At 60.7% G+C, this 19,814-nt stretch carries 19 protein-coding genes; 9 read left to right on the top strand and 10 right to left on the bottom strand.

Annotation, left to right across the window (positions count from 1 at the left end; all coding sequences use genetic code 11):
• Window position 1 precedes the first annotated feature (1 nt).
• The 7 genes from mltB to WHX55_RS27390 all read left to right on the top strand — a co-directional run bounded on the left by mltB (window position 2) and on the right by WHX55_RS27390 (window position 6,520).
• A complete protein-coding gene (gene mltB / locus WHX55_RS27420; protein WP_150726957.1) occupies window positions 2-1,012 on the top strand; it encodes a lytic murein transglycosylase B in 1,011 nt (336 codons plus the stop codon).
• A complete protein-coding gene (locus WHX55_RS27415) occupies window positions 1,012-2,019 on the top strand; it encodes a septal ring lytic transglycosylase RlpA family protein (RefSeq protein ID WP_150726958.1) in 1,008 nt (335 codons plus the stop codon). The genes mltB and WHX55_RS27415 overlap by 1 nt, the downstream gene beginning before the upstream one ends.
• 185 nt (window positions 2,020-2,204) lie before the next feature.
• On the top strand, window positions 2,205-3,362 hold the full coding sequence (locus tag WHX55_RS27410) for a D-alanyl-D-alanine carboxypeptidase family protein (protein WP_150726959.1): 1,158 nt from the start codon (window positions 2,205-2,207) through the stop codon (window positions 3,360-3,362).
• A gap of 87 nt (window positions 3,363-3,449) precedes the next feature.
• Complete coding sequence (locus WHX55_RS27405) at window positions 3,450-3,725, top strand: DUF493 domain-containing protein (RefSeq protein WP_095941984.1); 276 nt, start codon at window positions 3,450-3,452, stop codon at window positions 3,723-3,725.
• Window positions 3,725-4,372 (top strand): lipoyl(octanoyl) transferase LipB, encoded by a 648-nt coding sequence (lipB, locus tag WHX55_RS27400; protein ID WP_151214182.1) that lies wholly within the window; start codon window positions 3,725-3,727, stop codon window positions 4,370-4,372. The genes WHX55_RS27405 and lipB overlap by 1 nt, the downstream gene beginning before the upstream one ends.
• 25 nt (window positions 4,373-4,397) lie before the next feature.
• Window positions 4,398-5,396 carry a lipoyl synthase gene (gene lipA, locus WHX55_RS27395; protein WP_162130289.1) on the top strand — a complete coding sequence of 333 codons (999 nt, stop codon included), beginning with the start codon at window positions 4,398-4,400 and terminating at the stop codon, window positions 5,394-5,396.
• 173 nt (window positions 5,397-5,569) lie between these two features.
• Complete coding sequence (locus WHX55_RS27390; protein WP_150755368.1) at window positions 5,570-6,520, top strand: LD-carboxypeptidase; 951 nt, start codon at window positions 5,570-5,572, stop codon at window positions 6,518-6,520.
• Window positions 6,521-6,613: 93 nt separating this feature from the next.
• On the opposite strand, the gene WHX55_RS27385 is transcribed toward WHX55_RS27390, so the two are convergent.
• From WHX55_RS27385 to leuS, 5 genes are all read right to left on the bottom strand, one after another.
• A complete protein-coding gene (locus WHX55_RS27385; protein WP_151214181.1) occupies window positions 6,614-7,936 on the bottom strand; it encodes a lytic murein transglycosylase in 1,323 nt (440 codons plus the stop codon).
• Between the two features lie 61 nt (window positions 7,937-7,997).
• Window positions 7,998-8,162: an alternative ribosome rescue factor ArfA gene (gene arfA, locus WHX55_RS27380; protein WP_353741640.1), complete on the bottom strand. Its 165-nt coding sequence runs from the start codon at window positions 8,160-8,162 to the stop codon at window positions 7,998-8,000.
• A gap of 238 nt (window positions 8,163-8,400) precedes the next feature.
• Window positions 8,401-9,438 carry a DNA polymerase III subunit delta gene (gene holA / locus WHX55_RS27375; RefSeq protein WP_150755365.1) on the bottom strand — a complete coding sequence of 346 codons (1,038 nt, stop codon included), beginning with the start codon at window positions 9,436-9,438 and terminating at the stop codon, window positions 8,401-8,403.
• Between the two features lie 39 nt (window positions 9,439-9,477).
• Window positions 9,478-10,083, bottom strand: coding sequence for an LPS assembly lipoprotein LptE (gene lptE / locus WHX55_RS27370; protein ID WP_150755364.1), 606 nt, complete (start codon window positions 10,081-10,083; stop codon window positions 9,478-9,480).
• Between the two features lie 87 nt (window positions 10,084-10,170).
• Window positions 10,171-12,777 carry a leucine--tRNA ligase gene (gene leuS, locus WHX55_RS27365; protein WP_150726965.1) on the bottom strand — a complete coding sequence of 869 codons (2,607 nt, stop codon included), beginning with the start codon at window positions 12,775-12,777 and terminating at the stop codon, window positions 10,171-10,173.
• 281 nt (window positions 12,778-13,058) lie between these two features.
• Here leuS and WHX55_RS27360 point away from each other — a divergent pair, with 281 nt between their 5' ends.
• Both WHX55_RS27360 and WHX55_RS27355 read left to right on the top strand, forming a co-directional pair.
• Window positions 13,059-13,379 carry a hypothetical protein gene (locus tag WHX55_RS27360; protein ID WP_108216349.1) on the top strand — a complete coding sequence of 107 codons (321 nt, stop codon included), beginning with the start codon at window positions 13,059-13,061 and terminating at the stop codon, window positions 13,377-13,379.
• Between the two features lie 104 nt (window positions 13,380-13,483).
• Complete coding sequence (locus tag WHX55_RS27355) at window positions 13,484-14,245, top strand: YdcF family protein (protein WP_353741639.1); 762 nt, start codon at window positions 13,484-13,486, stop codon at window positions 14,243-14,245.
• An 82-nt stretch (window positions 14,246-14,327) separates the two neighbouring features.
• Here WHX55_RS27355 and lnt read toward each other — a convergent pair whose 3' ends face one another.
• From lnt to miaB, 5 genes are all read right to left on the bottom strand, one after another.
• Window positions 14,328-15,851, bottom strand: coding sequence for an apolipoprotein N-acyltransferase (gene lnt / locus WHX55_RS27350; RefSeq protein ID WP_353741638.1), 1,524 nt, complete (start codon window positions 15,849-15,851; stop codon window positions 14,328-14,330).
• A gap of 8 nt (window positions 15,852-15,859) precedes the next feature.
• Complete coding sequence (locus WHX55_RS27345) at window positions 15,860-16,699, bottom strand: HlyC/CorC family transporter (protein WP_027924283.1); 840 nt, start codon at window positions 16,697-16,699, stop codon at window positions 15,860-15,862.
• Window positions 16,700-16,704: 5 nt separating this feature from the next.
• A complete protein-coding gene (ybeY, locus tag WHX55_RS27340; RefSeq protein WP_150726968.1) occupies window positions 16,705-17,199 on the bottom strand; it encodes an rRNA maturation RNase YbeY in 495 nt (164 codons plus the stop codon).
• On the bottom strand, window positions 17,192-18,199 hold the full coding sequence (locus WHX55_RS27335) for a PhoH family protein (RefSeq protein ID WP_008022966.1): 1,008 nt from the start codon (window positions 18,197-18,199) through the stop codon (window positions 17,192-17,194). Before WHX55_RS27335 ends, ybeY begins: the two co-directional genes overlap by 8 nt.
• Window positions 18,200-18,402: 203 nt before the next feature.
• Complete coding sequence (miaB, locus tag WHX55_RS27330) at window positions 18,403-19,731, bottom strand: tRNA (N6-isopentenyl adenosine(37)-C2)-methylthiotransferase MiaB (RefSeq protein ID WP_046041698.1); 1,329 nt, start codon at window positions 19,729-19,731, stop codon at window positions 18,403-18,405.
• Between the last annotated feature and the right edge of the window lie 83 nt (window positions 19,732-19,814).

Raw genomic sequence — 19,814 nt, 5'->3', positions numbered from 1 at the left:
AATGCAAGTAATGCGTGGCTGGGCGACTCGATATGCGCCATGGGTCGGCCTGGTAAGCATCCTTGGCACCATGCAGGAAACGTTGGCCGGCGACTACGAAGGCTCACCCCAGGTGGCCGAGTTCGTCGGTGAAATGACCCGCGACTACGGTTTCGCCGGTGAACAATTGATGGGCGTGTTCCGCGAAGCCGAGCGCAAGCAGTCGATTCTGGACGCCATCTCGAAACCCGCCGAACGGGTCAAACAGTGGAGCGAATATCGCCCGATGTTCATCACCGATGCGCGCATAGCCCGGGGTGTGGACTTCTGGCGTCAGCACGAAGCGGTGTTGGCCCGTGCCGAGCAGGAATATGGTGTGCCGGCCCAGGTGATTGTTTCGATCATTGGCGTTGAAACCTTTTTCGGCCGTAATACCGGAAATTTCCGGGTGATCGATGCCTTGTCGACCCTGGGTTTCGACTATCCTCCCCGTGCCGAGTTTTTCCGCAAGGAATTGCGTGAGTTCCTGCTGCTGGCCCGCGAAGAGCAGGTCGATCCGTTGACGCTCAAAGGCTCCTACGCTGGCGCAATGGGCTTGCCGCAATTCATGCCGAGCAGTTTCCGCGCCTATGCGGTGGATTTCGACGGTGATGGCCATATCAACATCTGGACCAACCCGGACGATGCCATTGGCAGTGTCGCCAGTTACTTCAAGCGTCATGGCTGGGTCGCCGGCGAACCGGTGGTCAGCCGCGCCGATGTCCGTGGCGATCAGGTCGACGAAGGTTTGACCGCAGGAATCGAACCGACGAAAACCGTCGGGGAGTTGCGAGCGCTGGGGTGGTCAAGTCATGATGCGCTGCGCGATGATATGCCGGTTACTGCTTTCCGTCTGGAAGGCGACAATGGTTCCGAGTACTGGATGGGCCTGAAGAATTTTTACGCGATCACGCGATATAACCGCAGCGTGATGTACGCCATGGCCGTACATCAACTGTCTGAACAGCTGGTCCAAGCACGGGGCGTCAAGTAATGCGGGCATTGCCTATGAGTAAACCCCTGAAGCTGATGGCATTCGCCGCGTTGGCAGTGCTGGTCGCCAGTTGTTCGACCAGCCGCGCGCCGGCCCAGAAGTCCACCGCCGCCGTGCGCACGACGCCGGGGCTGGACATCAACCGCGCCCACAAGGATGGCGCGCCATGGTGGGATGTCGATGTTTCGCGTATCCCGGACGCCACGCCGACCCTGCACACCGGCCCGTACAAGGCCAACCCGTACACTGTGCTGGGCAAGACTTACTTCCCGCTGCAAGAGTCCAAGACCTATGTGCAGTCGGGTACGGCGTCCTGGTACGGCACCAAGTTCCACGGCCAGAACACCGCCAACGGCGAAGTGTATGACCTGTACGGCATGAGTGCCGCGCACAAGACATTGCCACTGCCAAGTTACGTCCGGGTGACCAACCTGGACAACAACAAGAGCGTGATCCTGCGAGTCAACGACCGCGGTCCGTTCTACTCGGACCGGATCATCGACTTGTCCTACGCTGCCGCCAAGAAACTCGGTTACGCCGAAACCGGCACCGCGCGGGTCAAGGTCGAAGGCATCGACCCGCAGCAATGGTGGGCCGCCAAGGGCCGTCCGGCACCATTAATGCTCAACGAACCGAAAGTCGCACACAATAGCGCCCCGGTGATCACGGCTTCGGCCGGCACCGTCGAGCAATGGACACCGCCGCCACAGCAACACGCCGCCGCGGTGGTGCCTGTGCAGCTTGATGCAAAAAAAAACGCTTCTGCACCAGCCTCTGGCCAGTATCTGCAGGTGGGCGCGTTCGCCAACCCGGACGCTGCAGAACTCCTGAGATCGAAGCTCAGCGGGACGGTGAGCGCTCCGGTGTTCATCAGTTCGATCGTGCGCAATCAGCAGACCCTGCATCGGGTTCGCCTGGGTCCGATCGGATCGCCGGGTGAAATCCAGCAGGTGCAGAACAGTGTGCGCCTGGCCAATCTCGGTTCGCCAAGCGTTGTGACTGAGTAATACGTAGGACTTGATTGACGGTTCATCTGCGGTTTTGGGGGGTGAACCTGGTTGTTGGCTCTTCGAAGAACAAAAGCCCGGCAAAGGGTGATTGGAGTGAGCAACTGAACACGCGATGACTCGTTAGAAAGTCATCTGATTAGTTTTGCCCTTGGGCAGTTTCCATTAGCGATTTCGAGAGACGGATGAACATCACCACCTTTGCCAAACGCCTTTTCCTGTTAGTCCCGCTGCTCCTCTCGCCCGCCGCGTTCGCGGTCGAGATGATGCCGTCGCCACCGCAACTGGCCGCCAAGGCCTACGTGCTCATGGATGCCAGCAGCGGCAACGTGCTGGTCGAGAACAATGGTGACCAGCGTCTGCCACCGGCCAGCCTGACCAAGCTGATGACCGCGTACATCGCGACCCTGGAAATCCGTCGTGGCCAGATCGGTGAAAACGACCCGGTAACCGTCAGCGAAAACGCCTGGCGTACCGGCGGTTCGCGGATGTTCATCAAGGTCGGCTCTCAGGTCACGGTCAGCGATCTGCTGCACGGCATCATCATCCAGTCGGGCAACGACGCCAGTGTTGCGCTCTCCGAGCACATCGCCGGCAGCGAAGACGCGTTCGCCGACATGATGAACAAAACCGTTAGCGACCTGGGCATGACCAACAGCCACTTCATGAACCCGACCGGTCTGCCGAACCCGGAGCACTACTCGTCGGCTCACGACATGGCGGTACTGGCTCGCGCAATCATTCACGAAGACCCGGCTCACTACGCGATCTACTCGCAGAAAGAGTTCTTCTGGAACGGCATCAAGCAACCGAACCGCAATCTGCTGTTGTGGCGTGACAAGACCGTCGACGGTCTGAAAACCGGCCACACTGACGAAGCCGGCTACTGCATGGTGTCTTCGGCCGTACGTGATGGCATGCGCCTGATCGCCGTGGTGTTCGGTACCAACAGCGAAGTGGCCCGTGCCGCCGAAACCCAGAAGCTGCTGACCTACGGTTTCCGTTTCTTCGAAACCCAGACCTTCTATCAGAAGGGCACCGAGCTGGCTCAGGCTCCAGTCTGGAAAGGCTCCACCAACCAGATCAAGGCTGGCCTGGCGCAAGACCTGACCATGACCCTGCCAAAAGGCCAGCTGAAAAAGCTCGCTGCCAGCATGACCATGAACCCGCAACTGATCGCGCCAATCGCCAAGGGCGACGTGATCGGTAAAGTCGAAGTGAAACTGGACGACAAGGTGGTGCACAGCGCCGATCTGATCGCTCTGGACGCCGTCGAGGAAGGTGGTATCTTCCGCCGCATGTGGGATAGCATCCGTCTATTCTTCTTCGGCTTGTTCAACTGAATTTAGTGTGCACCTGCATGGCTCCGCGCTGATCTGGCGCGCAGCCATGCCCGTCGCCACGGCTTACGCTTACGAGGCCGTTACGCCATGACCGATACCGAAGTAAAGGCGCCAAAAATCGAATTCCCAGCCAATGATTACCCGGTTAAGGTGATCAGCGACACCGGCGTGGGCAATAAGGACAGGATCATCGACATCGTTCGCAAACATGCAACGATCAACGATGAGCGTGTTGACGAGCGCCAGAGCAGCAACGGCAAATACACCACCATTCAGTTGCACATCGTCGCGACCGACCAGGACCAGCTGTACAACATCAACAGCGAGCTGCGGGCCACCGGTTTCGTGCACATGGTGCTGTGATGTCTGGCGCGCTGGGCTTTCGCGAACTCGGCCAGATGGCTTACGAGCCAGTCTGGCATGCCATGCAGCGCTTCACCAACGAACGCGGCAGCGATGCCGCCGACGAGATCTGGCTGGTTGAGCATCCCGCGGTGTTCACCCAGGGCCAGGCCGGCAAGGCCGAGCACCTGCTGCTTCCCGGGGATATTCCGGTGGTGCAGGTCGACCGTGGTGGTCAAGTGACTTACCACGGCCCCGGCCAGTTGGTGGCTTACCTGCTGCTGGACGTGCGCAAGCTCGGGTTTGGCGTGCGCGATCTGGTCAGCCGGATGGAGCAATGCCTGATCGAGCTGCTGGCCAGTTACGGTGTGACCGCCGTGGCCAAGCCCGATGCACCGGGTGTCTACGTTGACGGGGCGAAAATCGCTTCCCTGGGTCTGCGGATCCGCCACGGCTGTTCCTTTCACGGCCTGGCCCTGAACGTGGACATGAACCTGGAACCGTTTCGACGGATTAATCCCTGCGGCTACGCCGGGCTGGCGATGACCCAGCTGAGCGATCACGCAGGATCGATTGAATTTGCCGAGGTAAGTGCCCGGCTGCGTGCGCAGCTCGTCAAACACCTCGACTATGCTGAGCAGACGACCCTGACGGGCGGAATCGACTGATATGACTACTGATGCAGTGCAAACCATGATCCCGACGCTCGATGTCACCGAGCGCCCGGCCCCGCGTCCCAAGGTTGAAGCCGGCGTCAAGCTGCGCGGCGCCGAAAAGGTTGCACGCATCCCGGTGAAGATCATTCCGACCACCGAACTGCCGAAGAAACCAGACTGGATTCGTGTACGCATCCCGGTTTCGCCGGAAGTCGACCGCATCAAGGCCCTGCTGCGCAAACACAAGCTGCACAGCGTGTGCGAAGAGGCGTCCTGCCCGAACCTGGGCGAGTGCTTCTCCGGTGGCACCGCGACGTTCATGATCATGGGTGACATCTGCACCCGTCGTTGCCCGTTCTGCGACGTTGGCCACGGTCGTCCGAAGCCACTCGACGTCAATGAGCCGGAAAGCCTGGCCATCGCTATTGCCGATCTGCGCCTCAAGTACGTAGTGATCACCTCGGTAGACCGCGACGACCTGCGTGACGGCGGTGCCCAGCACTTTGCCGACTGCATCCGTGAAATCCGCAAGCTGTCGCCGAACGTGCAGCTCGAAACCCTGGTCCCGGACTACCGTGGCCGCATGGACATCGCGCTGGAAATCACCGCCGCCGAGCCGCCGGATGTGTTCAACCACAACCTGGAAACCGTGCCGCGCCTGTACAAGGCTGCACGTCCGGGTTCCGATTACCAGTGGTCGCTGACCCTGCTGCAACGCTTCAAGCAGATGATGCCGCACATTCCAACCAAGTCCGGTTTGATGCTGGGCCTGGGCGAGACCGACGAAGAAGTCATCGAAGTCATGAAGCGCATGCGCGAACACGACATCGACATGCTGACCCTCGGCCAGTACCTGCAACCGTCCCGCAGCCACTTGCCGGTGCAGCGATTCGTGCATCCGGACACCTTCGCCTGGTTCGCCGAGGAAGGCTACAAAATGGGCTTCAAGAACGTTGCCTCGGGTCCGTTGGTACGCTCCTCGTATCACGCCGACGAGCAGGCCAAGCTGGTCAAGGCCGAGCTGATGTCGTCCTGATCGACTGTGAAACATAAAACGCCCGCAAGGTTTCAACGCCTTGCGGGCGTTTTTTTGCCTGGACCATGGCAACGGCTGTTTTTTCCTGCAACCTGCGGGGCAACGGTTCCTCTTCTGTTTGTCCCCGTTCCTGACTACTGTGTGCTGAAGATTTCACGCAGGGAGATTCACGGATGACCGCTCGACCGACCCACACTCTTTGTCCTCATGCTCCCGTCCCGGCACTGCCGTCGGAAGGCATGATCGGCGTTATCGCACCTGCTGGCCCAGCCCCGCTGGACACCGACAAGGCGGTGCAATGGATGCGTGCCCGGGGTTATTCATTGAAAGTGTTTCCCGGCGTCTACGAAAAAAACGGCTACCTGGCCGGTAGCGACGAGGTGCGACTTGGCGATCTGCATGCTGCGTTCGCCGACAGTGAGGTGGATGCCATCATCTGCCTGCGGGGTGGTTACGGCACGCCCCGGCTGCTCGATCGCATTGATTTTGATTTGCTGCGTGACAACGCCAAGCCGTTTGTCGGCTACAGCGACATCACCGCGCTGCATTTGGCGATCAGTCGTTATGCCGGTTTCGTGACCTTTCATGGTCCGATGCTCAATGCCGACCTGCTGGGTGACAAGCAAAAACCTACGGAACCTTCCTTCTTCAATATGCTGCGAGGGCAGGTGAGGGCGGGAACAGTGCTGGCTCATCCGGTAGCCTGCCCGCTGACCACGATCGAGCCAGGTGTGGCTCATGGGCGCTTGCTGGGTGGCAATCTGGCCATGATCGCCGCGACCATGGGCACCCCTTACGAGATAGATGCCGAGGGCGTCATTCTGTTGATCGAGGACATCAACGAGCCGCTGTATCGCATCGACCGGTTGCTGACCCAGCTGCGATTGGCAGGCACGTTGCACAAGCTGCGCGGCGTGTTGGTCGGGGATGTGGCGGGGGTTGAGGTGGCAGCGCTGGACAGGTTGCTCAAGCAGACCTTCGAGCCATTGAAGATTCCGGTGCTGTCCGGGTGGCGCAGTGGGCATTGTGACCCGAACCTGACGCTGCCCATGGGGGCCTTGGTCAGTCTGGATGCGGGGAGCAAGGAATTGGTGCTGGAGCAGGATGTGGTGGTCAGGCGCTAGATCCTCATCGCCTGTTAGTCAGTCATCGCGAGCAGGCTCGCTCCCACATTGATTTGTGTCGTTAATGTGGGAGCGAGCCTGCTCGCGAAGCTTTTAGCGGTTACGCAGTCCTTCCAGCAACTTGTGCGTCGGATGCCCGTCCGCCGGCCAGCCAAATGACTGCTGGGCGCTGCGAATCGCCTTGCGGGTGTTGGCGCCGATGATCCCGTCGGCGGTGCCGGCGTCATAGTTTTGCGCGCTCAGCAGGTTTTGCAGCTCAATCCGCTCGGTACGGCTCAGAGGCAGGTCATCCTTTGGCCACGTGCCGCTGATCAGGCCTGCGCCATTGAAGCGTTCCGACAACAGGCTCACCCCCAGGGCGTAGGACGACGAGTTGTTGTACTTGAGGATCGCCCGGAAGTTGTCGAGCACCAGGAAGGCCGGGCCACGGTAACCGGCCGGCAGCAACAGTGCGGCAGACAATTGCTCGGAGCCGGCCGGGACCTGGCCACCGTTGGGCAGCATAACGCCCAGTTGTCGCCACTCGGCGACACTCTTGCGAATCGTGCCATCGGCCAGTACGTAGTTGAAACCGCTCGGCAGCTGGACTTCGAAGCCCCACGGCTGACCTCTTTGCCAGCCGGAGCTTTGCAGGTAATGCGCGGTCGAGGCCAGGGCATCGGCCGAGCTGCCCCAGATATCGCGGCGCCCGTCACCATCGAAGTCCACGGCATGGGTGTTGTAGGTGGTCGGGATGAACTGGGTCTGGCCCATGGCGCCGGCCCAGGAACCCAGCATCTTCTCGGGTTCGATGTCGCCTTGTTGCAGGATTTGCAGGGCCGCGATCAATTGCGCGTGGGCGAAACCGGGACGACGACCTTCGTAGGCCAGGGTCGCCAGCGAGTTGATCACCGACTTGCTGCCCTGGAACTGCCCGAAGTTACTCTCCATGCCCCACACCGCCACCAGTGCCTGGCGATCGACGCCGTAGCGCTGCTCGATACTTTGCAGGACATCAGCGTATTGGTTGACCAGCGACTGGCCTTTGCGTACCCGCAGCGGCGACAAGGCGCCGTCGAGGTATTCCCACACCGGTTTTGCGAATTCCGGCTGGCTGCGGTCGGCGCGGATCACGCTGGGGTCGAAGCTGACATCGGCGAAGGCGCGGTCGAACAGATCGGCGCGGATACCGGCGGCCATGGCATCCTTGCGGAAACCCGCCTGCCATTCGGCGAAGGTCTGGGTTGGCTGGATGTCGAGGTTCTCACCGGTCGGAACCACAGGCGGAACAACCGCCGGGGCGGTGGCGACAGGAAGCGTCTGAAGTGGCTGAGCGTCGGCTGCGGTCGGTTTTTCCGCACAGGCGACAAGCAAAACAAGGCTGGAGGCAGCGATCAATTGGCGTAAGTGCCAACGACGGGAAAGACAAAAGGGCATGCACGGGTCCAGGGAATACGAATCAGGTACAGACCTTACCATGTCAAAGGGGTGTTCTGCTTTACGCAGCCAGAAAGTAAGAAGCCTCCCAGCTGTCAGACTGGAAGGCTTCGCGGCGGTAACTGCCTTTGCCCTTGGCCGGGCGTTCCTGGCGGCTGCGGAACAATGGCTGGGCGATGATGGATTTGGCCTTGTTGGGGCCAGGCTTTGATGGCTTTTTGCTCATGATGATGCCTCGCAAGTGAGTGATTTTTGCGGGGCAAATCATCGGCCGAAGTTGAGGGGATGTCTAGTCCCTACATTGTGTAGGAAATGATACCTGTGGCGAGGGAGCTTGCTCCCGTTGGGTCGCGAAGCGACCCTGAAAACCAGCCATCCCTATTTTTCAGGTAAGCCGCATTCGCCGGCTTTGCGGCTGCTGCGCAGCCGAGCGGGAGCAAGCTCCCTCGCCACGGGAAAGCGGATTATTCAGCGGGCAACGTCAGGCGTTGCCCGGCCATCAACAGCGTCAACCGGCTCAAACTCATCCACGGCGAACCGGCCGCCTGGCCCTTGATCTGCGCATCGATGCGCTGCGCTTCGAGCAGCAGTTGCGCCCAACGTTGCGCCGAGTAGCGTTGCAGGGCTTTGCTCATCAACGGTTTGCGTTTGTCCCAGACTGGCGGTTTGGCCAGGCTGAAGGCCTTGTCCAGCGGCGTACCCTGGCTGTATTGCAGGGAAATATTGGCCAGCAGGCGCAACTCCCGCGCCAGGGCCCAGAGAATCACCGGCGGCTCGACGCCTTCGCCGCGCAGCCCTTCGAGCATGCGCAGCGCGTGGGCCGCTTCGCCATTGAGCACCGCATCGGTCAGGCCGAAGACATCGAAGCGCGCACTGTCGGCCACCGCAGCCTGCACGGTTTCGACGGTGATCTGGCCTCCTTCGGCCATCAGTTTGAGCTTTTCGATTTCCTGGGCCGCGGCCAGCAAGTTGCCCTCGACCCGCGCGGCGATCAGCTCAACGGCGTCCTGGCTGGCGGAAAGCCCGGCCTGGGACAGGCGCTGGCGGATCCAGCTCGGCAACTGGGCGACATCGACAGGCCAGATCTGCACGAACTGGGTCTGCTGTCCTTCGACCAGCGCTTTACCCCACTTGGTTTTCTGTGCGCTGCCATCGAGCTTCGGCAAGCTGATCAGCAGTACGGTGTCGTCGGCCGGGCGCGAGCAGTATTCGATAAGTGCGGCGGCACCCTTGTCGCCGGGTTTGCCGGACGGCAGGCGCAGTTCCAGCAGGCGTTTTTCGGCGAACAGCGACATGCTGGCACCGGCTTGCAGCAGCGTCCCCCAGTCGAAACTGGCGTCGGCGGCAAACACCTGGCGTTCATCGAATCCCTGCTGGCGGGCGGCAGCGCGAATGGCGTCGGCCGCCTCCTGGCACAACAGCGGGTCATCGCCGCTGATGATATAGACCGGCGCAAGGGCGCCTTGCAGGTGTTTGGCGAGTTGGGCGGGGGCGAGTTTCATAAGAAAGGGCGAACGGGGCGCCTGAGCGCCCCGTAAGTCTTACTGCTGCGGCAGTTCGACAGGCGACTGACGCGGGGTATCCGCTTCAGCCTTCTTTGCCGCTTCCAGCGCGGCGGCATCAGCCTTGGCCCTGGCTTCGGCAGTCTGCTGCAACTGGTTCAGTTGGGTCGGGCTCAGTTGTTCCAGGCGCAGCATCATGCGCTGGACCATCTCCCGGCGGCCTTCTGTCCGGGCCGTTTCAGCTTCCTGGTCAGAGCCCACCAGGTTGTTGCCGTCGTGCATATAGATCTTCTGTACTTCGATTTTGTCGCTCAGCAGTGGCAGATCGCCGCGACCACGGATGTCGTAGTTCAAAACGGTGGTGATCTGGTACTCGCCGGCACGACCGGCACCTGCGTAGCTGAGGATGCGCTGGCTTTCCTGCTCATTGCTCAGCACCAGCTTGTAAGGAGCGCCGGTATAGACGTTGACGCCGCTGCCAATCAGTACCTGACGCAACTGGGTAACGGTTGGACCATATGCGTTACGGGCGCTCAGGTCGAGTTCCTTGATCGCCAGTTCATTGGTGCCGGTGCCGCGCAGCTGGAAACCGCAGGCGCTCAGCAGAACCGCGAGGCCCATCACCAGCAGATTGCGTTTGATCATCTTGTTGCTCCCCTTGAAACCATGTGGGCCGATCAAGCGGCCCGAAAGGTTTTACTCGGCGCCAGGCTCACCTGGCGCCTGATCCAATTAGCTGGCGACGATATTGACCAGTTTCCCGGGCACTACGATCACTTTACGAATGGTCAGACCGTCGACGAAGCGCAGCACGTTCTCGTTGGCACGGGCGGCTGCTTCGACTTCTTCGCGGCTGGCGCTGGCGGGCATTTCGATGTGGCCACGCAGCTTGCCGTTGACCTGAATCACCAGTTGCAGGCTGTCCTGTACCAACGCGCTGTCATCCACCACCGGCCAACCGGCGTCGATCACAGGTCCAGCGTGACCCAGTTGATTCCACAGCTCGTGGCTGATGTGCGGCGTGATCGGAGCCAGCAGCAGAGTCACGGTTTCCAGGCCTTCGTGAATCAGTGCGCGATCCTGTTCGGTGGCTTGCGCGGCTTTTTCCAGCACGTTCATCAGCGTCATCACCTGAGCGATGGCAGTGTTGAATTTGTGGTTCTGGCCGACGTCCTGGCTGGCCTGCTTGATGGCGAGGTGGATCGAGCGACGAACGGCTTTCTGCTCGTCGTTCAGGCTGGCGACGTCCAGTTTGCCCGGCAGGCCCTGAGTGACGTGCGCTTGAGCCAGGCGCCAGACGCGCTTGAGGAAACGGTGCGAACCTTCTACGCCGGAGTCGGACCATTCCGCACTCATGTCAGGTGGCGAGGCGAACATCATGAACAGGCGGCAGGTGTCTGCGCCGAACTGGTCGATCATCGACTGTGGGTCGACGCCGTTGTTCTTCGACTTGGCCATCTTTTCGGTGCCACCGATTTCCACCGGCAAGCCGTCAGCTTTCAGCTTGGCACTGATCACCTTGGCCTTGCTGTCACGCTCAAGCTCGACGTCCGCCGGGTTGAACCAGGTGTAAGCGCCGTTGGCTTCGCGACGATAGTAAGTCTCGGCGATCACCATGCCCTGGGTCAGCAGGTTCTTGAACGGCTCGTTGGAGCTCACCAGGCCTTCGTCACGCATCAGCTTGTGGAAGAAGCGCGCGTAGAGCAGGTGAAGAATCGCGTGTTCGATGCCGCCGATGTACTGATCCACCGGCAACCAGTGGTCGGCCGCCGATTTTTCCACCAGGCCACCTTCAAAGTGCGGCGAGGCGTAGCGGGCGTAGTACCACGAGGACTCGACGAAGGTGTCCATGGTGTCGGTTTCACGCTTGGCAGGCTGGCCGCATTTCGGGCAGCTGCACTCGTAGAACTCGGGCATGCGCGCCAGTGGCGAACCGGCGCCGTCGGGTACGACGTCTTCCGGCAGCACGACAGGCAGTTGATCTTCCGGTACCGGCACGTCACCGCAAGTGTTGCAGTGGATGATCGGGATCGGGCAGCCCCAGTAACGCTGGCGGCTGATGCCCCAGTCGCGCAGGCGGAACTGGGTACGCGAGGCGCCCAGTTCTTTCTTGATCAGCGCGACTTCGATGGCGTCGAAGGCACCCGCGAAGTCAAGGCCGTCGAACTCGCCGGAATTGATCAGCGTGCCGTACTCGCCGTAGGCGTCTTGCCATGGCGCCGGGTTGCTGTCACCGGAACTGGTGCGCACGACCGATTTAACCGGCAGGTTGTACTTGTGGGCGAATTCGAAATCGCGCTCGTCGTGGGCTGGAACCGCCATTACCGCGCCGTCGCCGTAGTGCATCAGCACATAGTTGGCGACCCAGACCGGCAGTTTTTCGCCGGTCAGCGGGTGCTCGACGAACAGGCCGGTCGGCAGGCCTTTTTTCTCCTGGGTGGCGACGTCGGCTTCGGCCACGCTGCCGCCCTTGCATTCAGCGATGAACGCTTGCAGCTCAGGATTGTTCTGTGCGGCCAGGGTGGCCAGGTGGTGTTCGGCGGCGACAGCGACGTAGGTCGCGCCCATCAGGGTGTCCGGACGGGTGGTGAAGACTTTCAGCGCGCCCGCTTCGCCGATGGAATCGACGTTGTACGGGAACTGCACTTCCATGCCGCGGGATTTGCCGATCCAGTTGCGCTGCATGGTCTTGACCTGTTCAGGCCAGCCAGTCAGCTCGTCGAGGCTCTCCAGCAGCTCATCCGCGTAGGCGGTGATCTTGAAGTAGTACATCGGGATTTCGCGCTTTTCGATCAGCGCGCCGGAACGCCAGCCGCGACCATCGATCACTTGCTCGTTGGCCAGGACGGTCTGGTCGACCGGGTCCCAGTTCACGGTGCCGCTTTTCTTGTAAATCACACCTTTTTCGAACAGGCGAGTAAACAGCCATTGTTCCCAGCGGTAGTAATCGGGCTTGCAGGTGGTCACTTCACGCGACCAGTCCACCGCCAGACCCAGGCTGCGCAGCTGGGACTTCATGTAGGCAATGTTTTCGTAGGTCCACTTGGCGGGCGCTACGTTGTTCTTCATCGCGGCGTTTTCCGCCGGCATGCCAAAGGCGTCCCAACCCATGGGTTGCAGAACGTTCTTGCCTTGCATGCGCTGGTAGCGGGAGATCACGTCGCCGATGGTGTAGTTGCGCACATGCCCCATGTGTAGCTTGCCGCTGGGGTAAGGGAACATCGACAGGCAGTAGTAAGTCTCCTTGCCTGGCTGTTCACTGACTTCAAAGGACTTTTGCTCGTCCCAGAACGACTGGGCGGCGGCTTCGATTTCACGGGGCTGATATTGTTCGTGCATGGCTACTTTTGAACTGAATAGGGGTGGCCTAATCCTCTTCAATGCAACGCTGGACGTTGATCACGCCACATTGGCGTTTTCGATGCCCAGCCGAGCTGGAAGTGGAGTTACAGGAAGCGCCGTAGCATACATGACCGCGCTCTACCGAGGGAAACCCTGATTGCTGCCGCACGTCCTGCAAAAACCGCTGCGAGGGCCGTTGGTCGCGGCGTTCAGCCGGTTTGTTCATGGAAGCTAAGCTCTAACTGGGGAGTAGGTCTTATCTTCCAATGAGGTGAGGGATGGTTGAGTCACAGCAAAAAGCTACAAAACCGGAGCTGTACGAAAGGCTGATCGATCGTTTGGCCTTGGCCCTGGATGCGGCAAGGACCGCTGGCCGGTTGCGCGACGAACACCCTCTGGAACTGGAACTGCGTGGTTTGAGCCCCGCAGAGTTTGCACTGGTCAAGGCGTATCTGGATCGCAGTGAGCGTGAGACACACGGATGCTTGTCAGAAGCGGTAAAGCAACTCGACGTACCACGTTCGGCCAAGATCATCTGGCTCAAGGATAAGGTTCCCGGCAGAGACGCGGTAAAGGTCCGGTCTTTCCAGTTCAAATAGGGCACAGAGCCATGCTCCATGTGTTTTTGAAGCATAGTCCTTCCGTAATGATTGTCGCATTGCGCCAACCCACTTAGGCTTCGGGCATCTCCGGGAGATGCTCAATGCCTTTTCGTTATTTCGTAAAACAACTTCTTTTGCCGCCCGGCATTCTATTGCTGCTGCTTTTGCTTGCCTGGTGGTGGCGCCGTTCAAGGCCAAGGCTTGCCGGTGCGTGCTTTGCTCTGGGGCTGGGTGGTTTCTGGCTGATGAGTCTGCCGGTGGTGGTGCAGTGGAGTGCCGGCTTGCTCGAGCGGGAGCCACCGCTGGCCCGCGATGAATGGGCAATCCTGGGGCAGCGCGCGGACGCGATCGTGGTCCTCGGCTCGGGGCGCGAGCGTGGTGATGCGGCCTGGGGAGCCGACCAGCCCACGGGCATAGGCCTGGAACGCCAGCGCTTTGCCGCGCGGCTGGCCAAGGCTTCCGGCCTGCCGGTATTGACCAGCGGCGGCCTGCATTACGGCACTCCGCCAAGCGAAGCGCAGATGATGGCTGACTCCTTGCGCGACGATTTTGGCGTGACCGTGCGCTGGCAGGAAGGACGCAGCCGAACGACCTGGGAAAATGCGCAGTTCAGCGCTGAGGTATTGCTGCCACAGGGCGTCAAGCGTGTGGTGCTCGTGACTCATGCCTGGCATATGCCACGAGCGGTCTGGAGTTTTCGCAAGGCCGGGTTTGAGGTGGTGCCGGCGCCAGTAGGGTTTCTGGGCGGCGACAATGGGCTGCCACTGGGTGGCTGGATGCCGGAGTTCAAGGCGATCTGGCAGAACGGGCAGTTGATGAACGAGGCGGTGGGGCAGGTCGGTTATTCGTTGTTTTACCGGTAAAGATCAAAAGATCGCAGCCTGCGGCAGCTCCTACAGTTGGAATGCAATCCCCTGTAGGAGCTGCCGCAGGCTGCGATCTTTTCTAGACAGTCTTGGCCATCCGGCTCGCAATCAGCGCCCAGCCAAACAACAACACGCAGAGAATGAGCAATGGCCACGAACGCCATTCCAGGTACGGCGTGAGGTTGTGCATCGGCACCACTTCGCCATACAGGATGCCGCGCTCGAACTGCGGGATCTGATCGGTAATCTGACCGAACGGGTTGATCAGGCCGGACACGCCGTTGTTGGTGGCGCGGATCATCCAGCGGCCGGCCTCCAGTGCACGCATCTGCGCCATCTGCAGATGTTGCAGGGGGCCGATGGAGGTGCCGAACCAGGTGTCGTTGCTGATGGTCAGCAGCAAGTCGCTGCGGGCGGCAAGGCTGGCGGCGAATTCGGGGTAAACCACTTCATAACAGATGAACGGCGCGATCTGATAACCCTTGGCTTGCAGTAGAGGCTGGTCGGCCGGGCCGCGGGCAAAGTCCGACATCGGCAGGTCGAAGAATGCGATCAGCCCACGCAGCACATCCTGCAGCGGAACATATTCACCAAACGGCACCAGTTTTTGCTTCAGGTAAGTGCCGTCGCCTTCACCGGTAACGGTGATGCCATTGAAGAAACGCTTCTCGTTGCGTACCTCCATGCGGACCGGGACACCGGTAATGAACGCCGATTTACGTTCGGCCGCGAAGCTGCCCATCATGTTCAGGTAGCCCTCGGCGGACTCCTTGAGCACCGGGATCGCCGTTTCCGGCCAGATGAGAAGGTCGACGCGCCTGGAGCTGAAACTCATGTCGCGGTACAACGCCAGTTGCGCGTTGAGCTGCGTCGGGTCCCATTTCATGCTTTGTTCGATGTTGCCCTGAATGGCGGCGACGCTCAGTGGCGGGCCCGACGAGCTGGTCCAGGCATGATGTTTGAGGGCCATGCCGAGCAACCATGGGCCGACCAGCAGCAATGCACCGGCGGCGATGAAGCCTTTGCGCCCCGTGCGAACCAGGCGCAAGCCGTTGTAGATCAACGCAGCTGTCAGGGCCAGGGTGAAGGAAATCAGCCACATCCCGCCGATGGGGGCGAGCCCGGCCAGCGGGCCATCGAGCTGGCTGTAACCGGAATACAACCACGGGAAACCTGTCAGGAACCAGCCGCGGAAGGCTTCCTGGCCGACCCACAGCGCCGCGAAGGCCAGGGCGTCGGCCAGCGGCGCCTCATTGCGGCGCAGCCAGCGCGCCCAGATCCAGGCGGGCAGGGCAAAGAACCAGGCAATCGCCGCCGTGAAGAGCAGCATCAGGAAACCGGCCAGCAAGACCGAAGCGCCACCGAAGTGGTGAATGCTGTAGTAGATCCAGCTGGTGCCGGCACCGAACAGGCCGAAACCGAAACACCAGCCGCGACCCAGCGCCTGACGTGGGCTCAGTTCCCGCAGACCGGCATAGAACAGGCCGACGGCGAGCAGTGCCAGTGGCCAGATATCGAACGGCGCCAGGGCCAGTGTGGTGATTGCACCGGCCGCCACGGCCAGCAGGTTACCGGGCCAGCCGGGGCGGGTTGTCCAGCGCATTTCAATCCTTAGCGAGCAATGGGCGTCAGGCGAAGCAAGTGAATCCGACGGCTGTCGGCGTTCAGGATGCGGAAACGGTACGGGCCGATTTCAGTGATTTCGTTACGTTTTGGCAAATGCCCGAACGCGCTCATCACCAGGCCGCCAACGGTGTCGAACTCATCGTCGGAGAACTCGCTGTCGAAAAACTCGTTGAAGTTCTCGATCGGCGTCAGGGCCTTGATCAGGAAATCACCGCTGGGCAGCGGCTTGATGTAGCTGTCTTCTTCGACGTCGTGTTCGTCTTCGATGTCGCCGACGATCTGTTCCAGCACGTCTTCGATGGTCACCAAACCGGCCACGCCGCCGTACTCGTCGATGACGATGGCCATGTGGTTGTGGTTGGCGCGAAATTCGCGCAGCAGCACGTTAAGGCGCTTGGACTCCGGCACGAAGGTGGCCGGGCGCAGCAGGTCCTTGATGTTGAAGCTGTCGCCGTTCTCCTTGAGGATCAACGGCAGCAAGTCCTTGGCCAGCAACACGCCCATCACGTCATCGTGGCTTTCGCCGATCACCGGGTAGCGGGAGTGGGCTGAGTCGACCACGGCAGGCAGGAACTCGCGGGGTGTCTGGGTCGCCTTGATGCTGACCATCTGCGAGCGCGGGACCATGATGTCCCGGACCTGCAGGTCAGCCACCTGGATGGCGCCTTCGACGATGGCCAGCGCTTCGCTGTCCAGCAGTTTGTTCTGGTGTGCATCGCGCAGCAGCTCCAGCAGCTCCTGGCGGTTTTTCGGCTCGTGGGCAAAAGCCTGGGTGAGCTTACCCAGCCATGACTTCTGCCCGTTGCTCGATCGATCTTCGCTCATAGCGATTACTCTGAATCCTTTGTTGTTTCGGTAGGGGATACATCTGCTTCGTCGTCCGCGTACGGATCGGGAAAGCCCAACTCTGCAAGCAACGTTCGTTCCAGTGCTTCCATTTCTTCGGCTTCCTCGTCATCAATATGGTCGTAACCAAGCAGATGCAAGCAGCCGTGAATCACCAGGTGTGCCCAATGGGCCTTGAGCTCCTTGCCCTGTTCAACGGCTTCGCGCTCGACCACGGCCACGCAGATCACCAGATCGCCCAGCAGTGGGATGTCGAGGAACTCATCCGGCACGTCGGCCGGGAATGACAAGACGTTAGTTGCGTAGTCCTTTTGCCGCCAGGTGTGGTTCAGCTCGCGTCCTTCAGCTTCGTCGACCAGACGAATGGTCATCTCCGAGTCGGCGGTGCGCTGGCGCAAAGCCAGTTCGCACCACTGGCGGAACTCGGCTTCGCTGGGGGCGCAGGCTTCGGTGGCGATTTGCAGGTCAAGCTCAAGCATCGCGGCGGCTATCCTTGGCGGCGGCATCATCGGCCGCTTTGGTTTCGAAGCGCTCGTAGGCTTCGACGATGCGCTGCACCAGCGGATGGCGCACGACGTCCTTGGGCTGGAAATGGGTGAAGCTGATCCCCGGCACATCCTTGAGCACTTCAATCACGTGGTGCAGGCCGGACTTGGTGCCGCGTGGCAGGTCGACCTGGGTGATGTCCCCGGTGATGACGGCCGTGGAACCGAAGCCGATCCGGGTCAGGAACATCTTCATTTGCTCGACCGTGGTGTTCTGGCTTTCGTCGAGAATGATGAAGCTGTTGTTCAGCGTACGGCCGCGCATGTAGGCCAGCGGCGCGACTTCGATCACCTGACGCTCGATCAGCTTGGCGACGTATTCGAAGCCGAGCATTTCGTAGAGCGCGTCGTAGAGCGGACGCAGGTACGGGTCGATTTTTTGCGACAGGTCGCCGGGCAGGAAGCCGAGTTTTTCACCCGCTTCGACCGCCGGACGAACCAGCAGGATGCGGCGAATCTGCTCGCGCTCCAGTGCATCCACCGCACAGGCTACGGCCAGATAGGTCTTGCCGGTACCGGCCGGGCCGATGCCGAAGTTGATATCGTTACCGAGGATTTCCTTCACGTAGCGCAGCTGATTCAAGCCACGGGGGCGAATCATGCCTTTTTTGGTGCGTAGGGCCACGGACGGTTCGGCGGGGGAGTGGTTGTCCAGCTGCTCAACGGCAGATTCCTGCAGGAACAGGTGCACCATGTCCGGCGACAGCTCGGTACCCTTGGTTTCCCGGTACAGGCGGCGCAGGAGGTTTTCCGCGGAGGTGGTGTGTTTGGGTTCGCCGATCAGCTCGAACTGGTTTCCGCGATTGCGGATCTCGATGGTCAGGCGCTGTTCGATCAAGCGCAAATGCTCGTCGAATTGCCCGCACAGATTGGCGAAGCGACGAGCTTCAAAAGGCTCGAGGATGAAACGATGTGGTTCTATGGGTGCGTTCAAGGTCGTATTTAGCCGCCCTGGGGCAATAGTGATGAATCAAGGATAGCGCCAGTGGCGTGGGTGCGAAAGCTCTTAAATAACCAACGTCGTACGCGGTCCCTGTGGGAGCGAGCTTGCTCGCGATGACGGCCAGACATTCAACATATCAGTTGTCTGGCCTGACGCTATCGCGAGCAAGCTCGCTCCCACAGGGGTATGCGGTGTTATTGAATCAACGAACCCCGCAACGAGTGCGGCTGCGCGGCATCGATGTGCACATCCGCGAACTGGCCGATCAGGGTCGGATTGTCGCAGCGGAAGTTGACGATACGGTTATTTTCGGTCCGGCCTTGCAGCTCACCCGGGTCCTTTTTCGAGTAATCGGTCACCAGGATCCGCTGGATCGAACCGACCATTTGTCGGCTGATCTCGAAACCTTGCTGGTTCAATCGATGCTGCAGGGCATTCAGGCGTTCTTTTTTCAGTTCTTCCGGAGTGTCGTCGGCCAGATCGGCGGCCGGTGTGCCCGGGCGCTGGCTGTAGACGAACGAGTAGGAAAAGTCGAAACCCACGTCGGCAATCAGCTTCATGGTTTGTTCGAAGTCTTTTTCGGTCTCGCCCGGGAAACCGACGATGAAGTCCGAGCTGATGCAGATCCCCGGCACGGCGGCGCGCAGTTTGCGCAGCTTGGATTTGTATTCCAGCGCGGTGTGGTTGCGCTTCATCGCGGCGAGGATGCGGTCCGAGCCCGATTGCACCGGCAAGTGCAGGTGCTTGACCAGCTCCGGCACGTCGGCGTGGGCCTGGATCAGGCTGTCGGAAAACTCCAGCGGGTGCGAAGTGGTGTAACGGATGCGGTCGATACCGTCGACCGCGGCGACCACGCGGATCAGCTCGGCCAGATCCGCCAGGCGCCCATCATGAGTAGTCCCGCGATAGCCGTTGACGTTCTGCCCCAGCAGCGTCACTTCGCGCACGCCGTTTTCGGCCAGGTGAATGATCTCGGCAAGCACGTCGTCGAACGGCCGGCTGACCTCTTCACCGCGGGTGTAGGGCACCACGCAGAAGGTGCAGTACTTGCTGCAACCTTCCATCACCGACACGTAAGCGCTCGGGCCGTCGATGCGGGGCTCGGGCAAATGGTCGAATTTTTCGATTTCCGGGAACGAGACGTCGACTTGCGGCAGCTTGCTGATGCGCGCGGCGTCGATCATTTCCGGCAGGCGGTGCAGGGTCTGCGGGCCGAAGACCACGTCGACGTACGGCGCGCGATCACGGATGGCCGCGCCTTCCTGGCTGGCCACGCAACCGCCAACGGCGATCACCATGTCCGGGTTGGCCAGTTTCAGCTCGCGCCAGCGACCGAGCTGGGAGTAGACGCGATCCTGTGCGCGCTCGCGGATCGAGCAGGTGTTGAGCAGGATCACGTCGGCGTCTTCGGCGCGGGCGGTGACTTCCAGGGCCTGATGTTCGCCCAGCAGATCGACCATGCGCGAGCTGTCGTACTCGTTCATCTGGCAACCGTGGGTTTCGATGTAAAGCTTCTTGGCCATGGAAAGAGTCATCACGTGATTCAAAGAACCGCGCATTATAGGGAACATGTACCCAGGTTCCTACCGCTGCGCGTCCAATGGCT

The organism is Pseudomonas fluorescens, assembly GCF_040448305.1.
Classification (GTDB): Bacteria; Pseudomonadota; Gammaproteobacteria; order Pseudomonadales; family Pseudomonadaceae; genus Aquipseudomonas; species Aquipseudomonas fluorescens_BH.
The sequence above is the reverse complement of the archived record's forward strand: the minus strand, read 5'-3'. Positions and strand labels throughout refer to the sequence as shown.

Bases quoted from the DNA above. Each gene is read 5' to 3' on its own strand.
- WHX55_RS27355 (WP_353741639.1), top strand. From the start codon at position 13,484: ATGCCTTTTCGTTATTTCGTAAAACAACTTCTTTTGCCGCCCGGCATT.
- WHX55_RS27390 (WP_150755368.1), top strand. From the start codon at position 5,570: ATGACCGCTCGACCGACCCACACTCTTTGTCCTCATGCTCCCGTCCCG.
- lnt (WP_353741638.1), bottom strand. From the start codon at position 15,851: ATGCGCTGGACAACCCGCCCCGGCTGGCCCGGTAACCTGCTGGCCGTG.
- leuS (WP_150726965.1), bottom strand. From the start codon at position 12,777: ATGCACGAACAATATCAGCCCCGTGAAATCGAAGCCGCCGCCCAGTCG.
- WHX55_RS27410 (WP_150726959.1), top strand. From the start codon at position 2,205: ATGAACATCACCACCTTTGCCAAACGCCTTTTCCTGTTAGTCCCGCTG.
- lipA (WP_162130289.1), top strand. From the start codon at position 4,398: ATGATCCCGACGCTCGATGTCACCGAGCGCCCGGCCCCGCGTCCCAAG.
- WHX55_RS27385 (WP_151214181.1), bottom strand. From the start codon at position 7,936: ATGCCCTTTTGTCTTTCCCGTCGTTGGCACTTACGCCAATTGATCGCT.
- mltB (WP_150726957.1), top strand. From the start codon at position 2: ATGCAAGTAATGCGTGGCTGGGCGACTCGATATGCGCCATGGGTCGGC.
- WHX55_RS27415 (WP_150726958.1), top strand. From the start codon at position 1,012: ATGCGGGCATTGCCTATGAGTAAACCCCTGAAGCTGATGGCATTCGCC.
- WHX55_RS27345 (WP_027924283.1), bottom strand. From the start codon at position 16,699: ATGAGCGAAGATCGATCGAGCAACGGGCAGAAGTCATGGCTGGGTAAG.
- WHX55_RS27405 (WP_095941984.1), top strand. From the start codon at position 3,450: ATGACCGATACCGAAGTAAAGGCGCCAAAAATCGAATTCCCAGCCAAT.
- lptE (WP_150755364.1), bottom strand. From the start codon at position 10,083: ATGATCAAACGCAATCTGCTGGTGATGGGCCTCGCGGTTCTGCTGAGC.
- ybeY (WP_150726968.1), bottom strand. From the start codon at position 17,199: ATGCTTGAGCTTGACCTGCAAATCGCCACCGAAGCCTGCGCCCCCAGC.
- miaB (WP_046041698.1), bottom strand. From the start codon at position 19,731: ATGGCCAAGAAGCTTTACATCGAAACCCACGGTTGCCAGATGAACGAG.
- arfA (WP_353741640.1), bottom strand. From the start codon at position 8,162: ATGAGCAAAAAGCCATCAAAGCCTGGCCCCAACAAGGCCAAATCCATC.
- holA (WP_150755365.1), bottom strand. From the start codon at position 9,438: ATGAAACTCGCCCCCGCCCAACTCGCCAAACACCTGCAAGGCGCCCTT.
- lipB (WP_151214182.1), top strand. From the start codon at position 3,725: ATGTCTGGCGCGCTGGGCTTTCGCGAACTCGGCCAGATGGCTTACGAG.
- WHX55_RS27360 (WP_108216349.1), top strand. From the start codon at position 13,059: ATGGTTGAGTCACAGCAAAAAGCTACAAAACCGGAGCTGTACGAAAGG.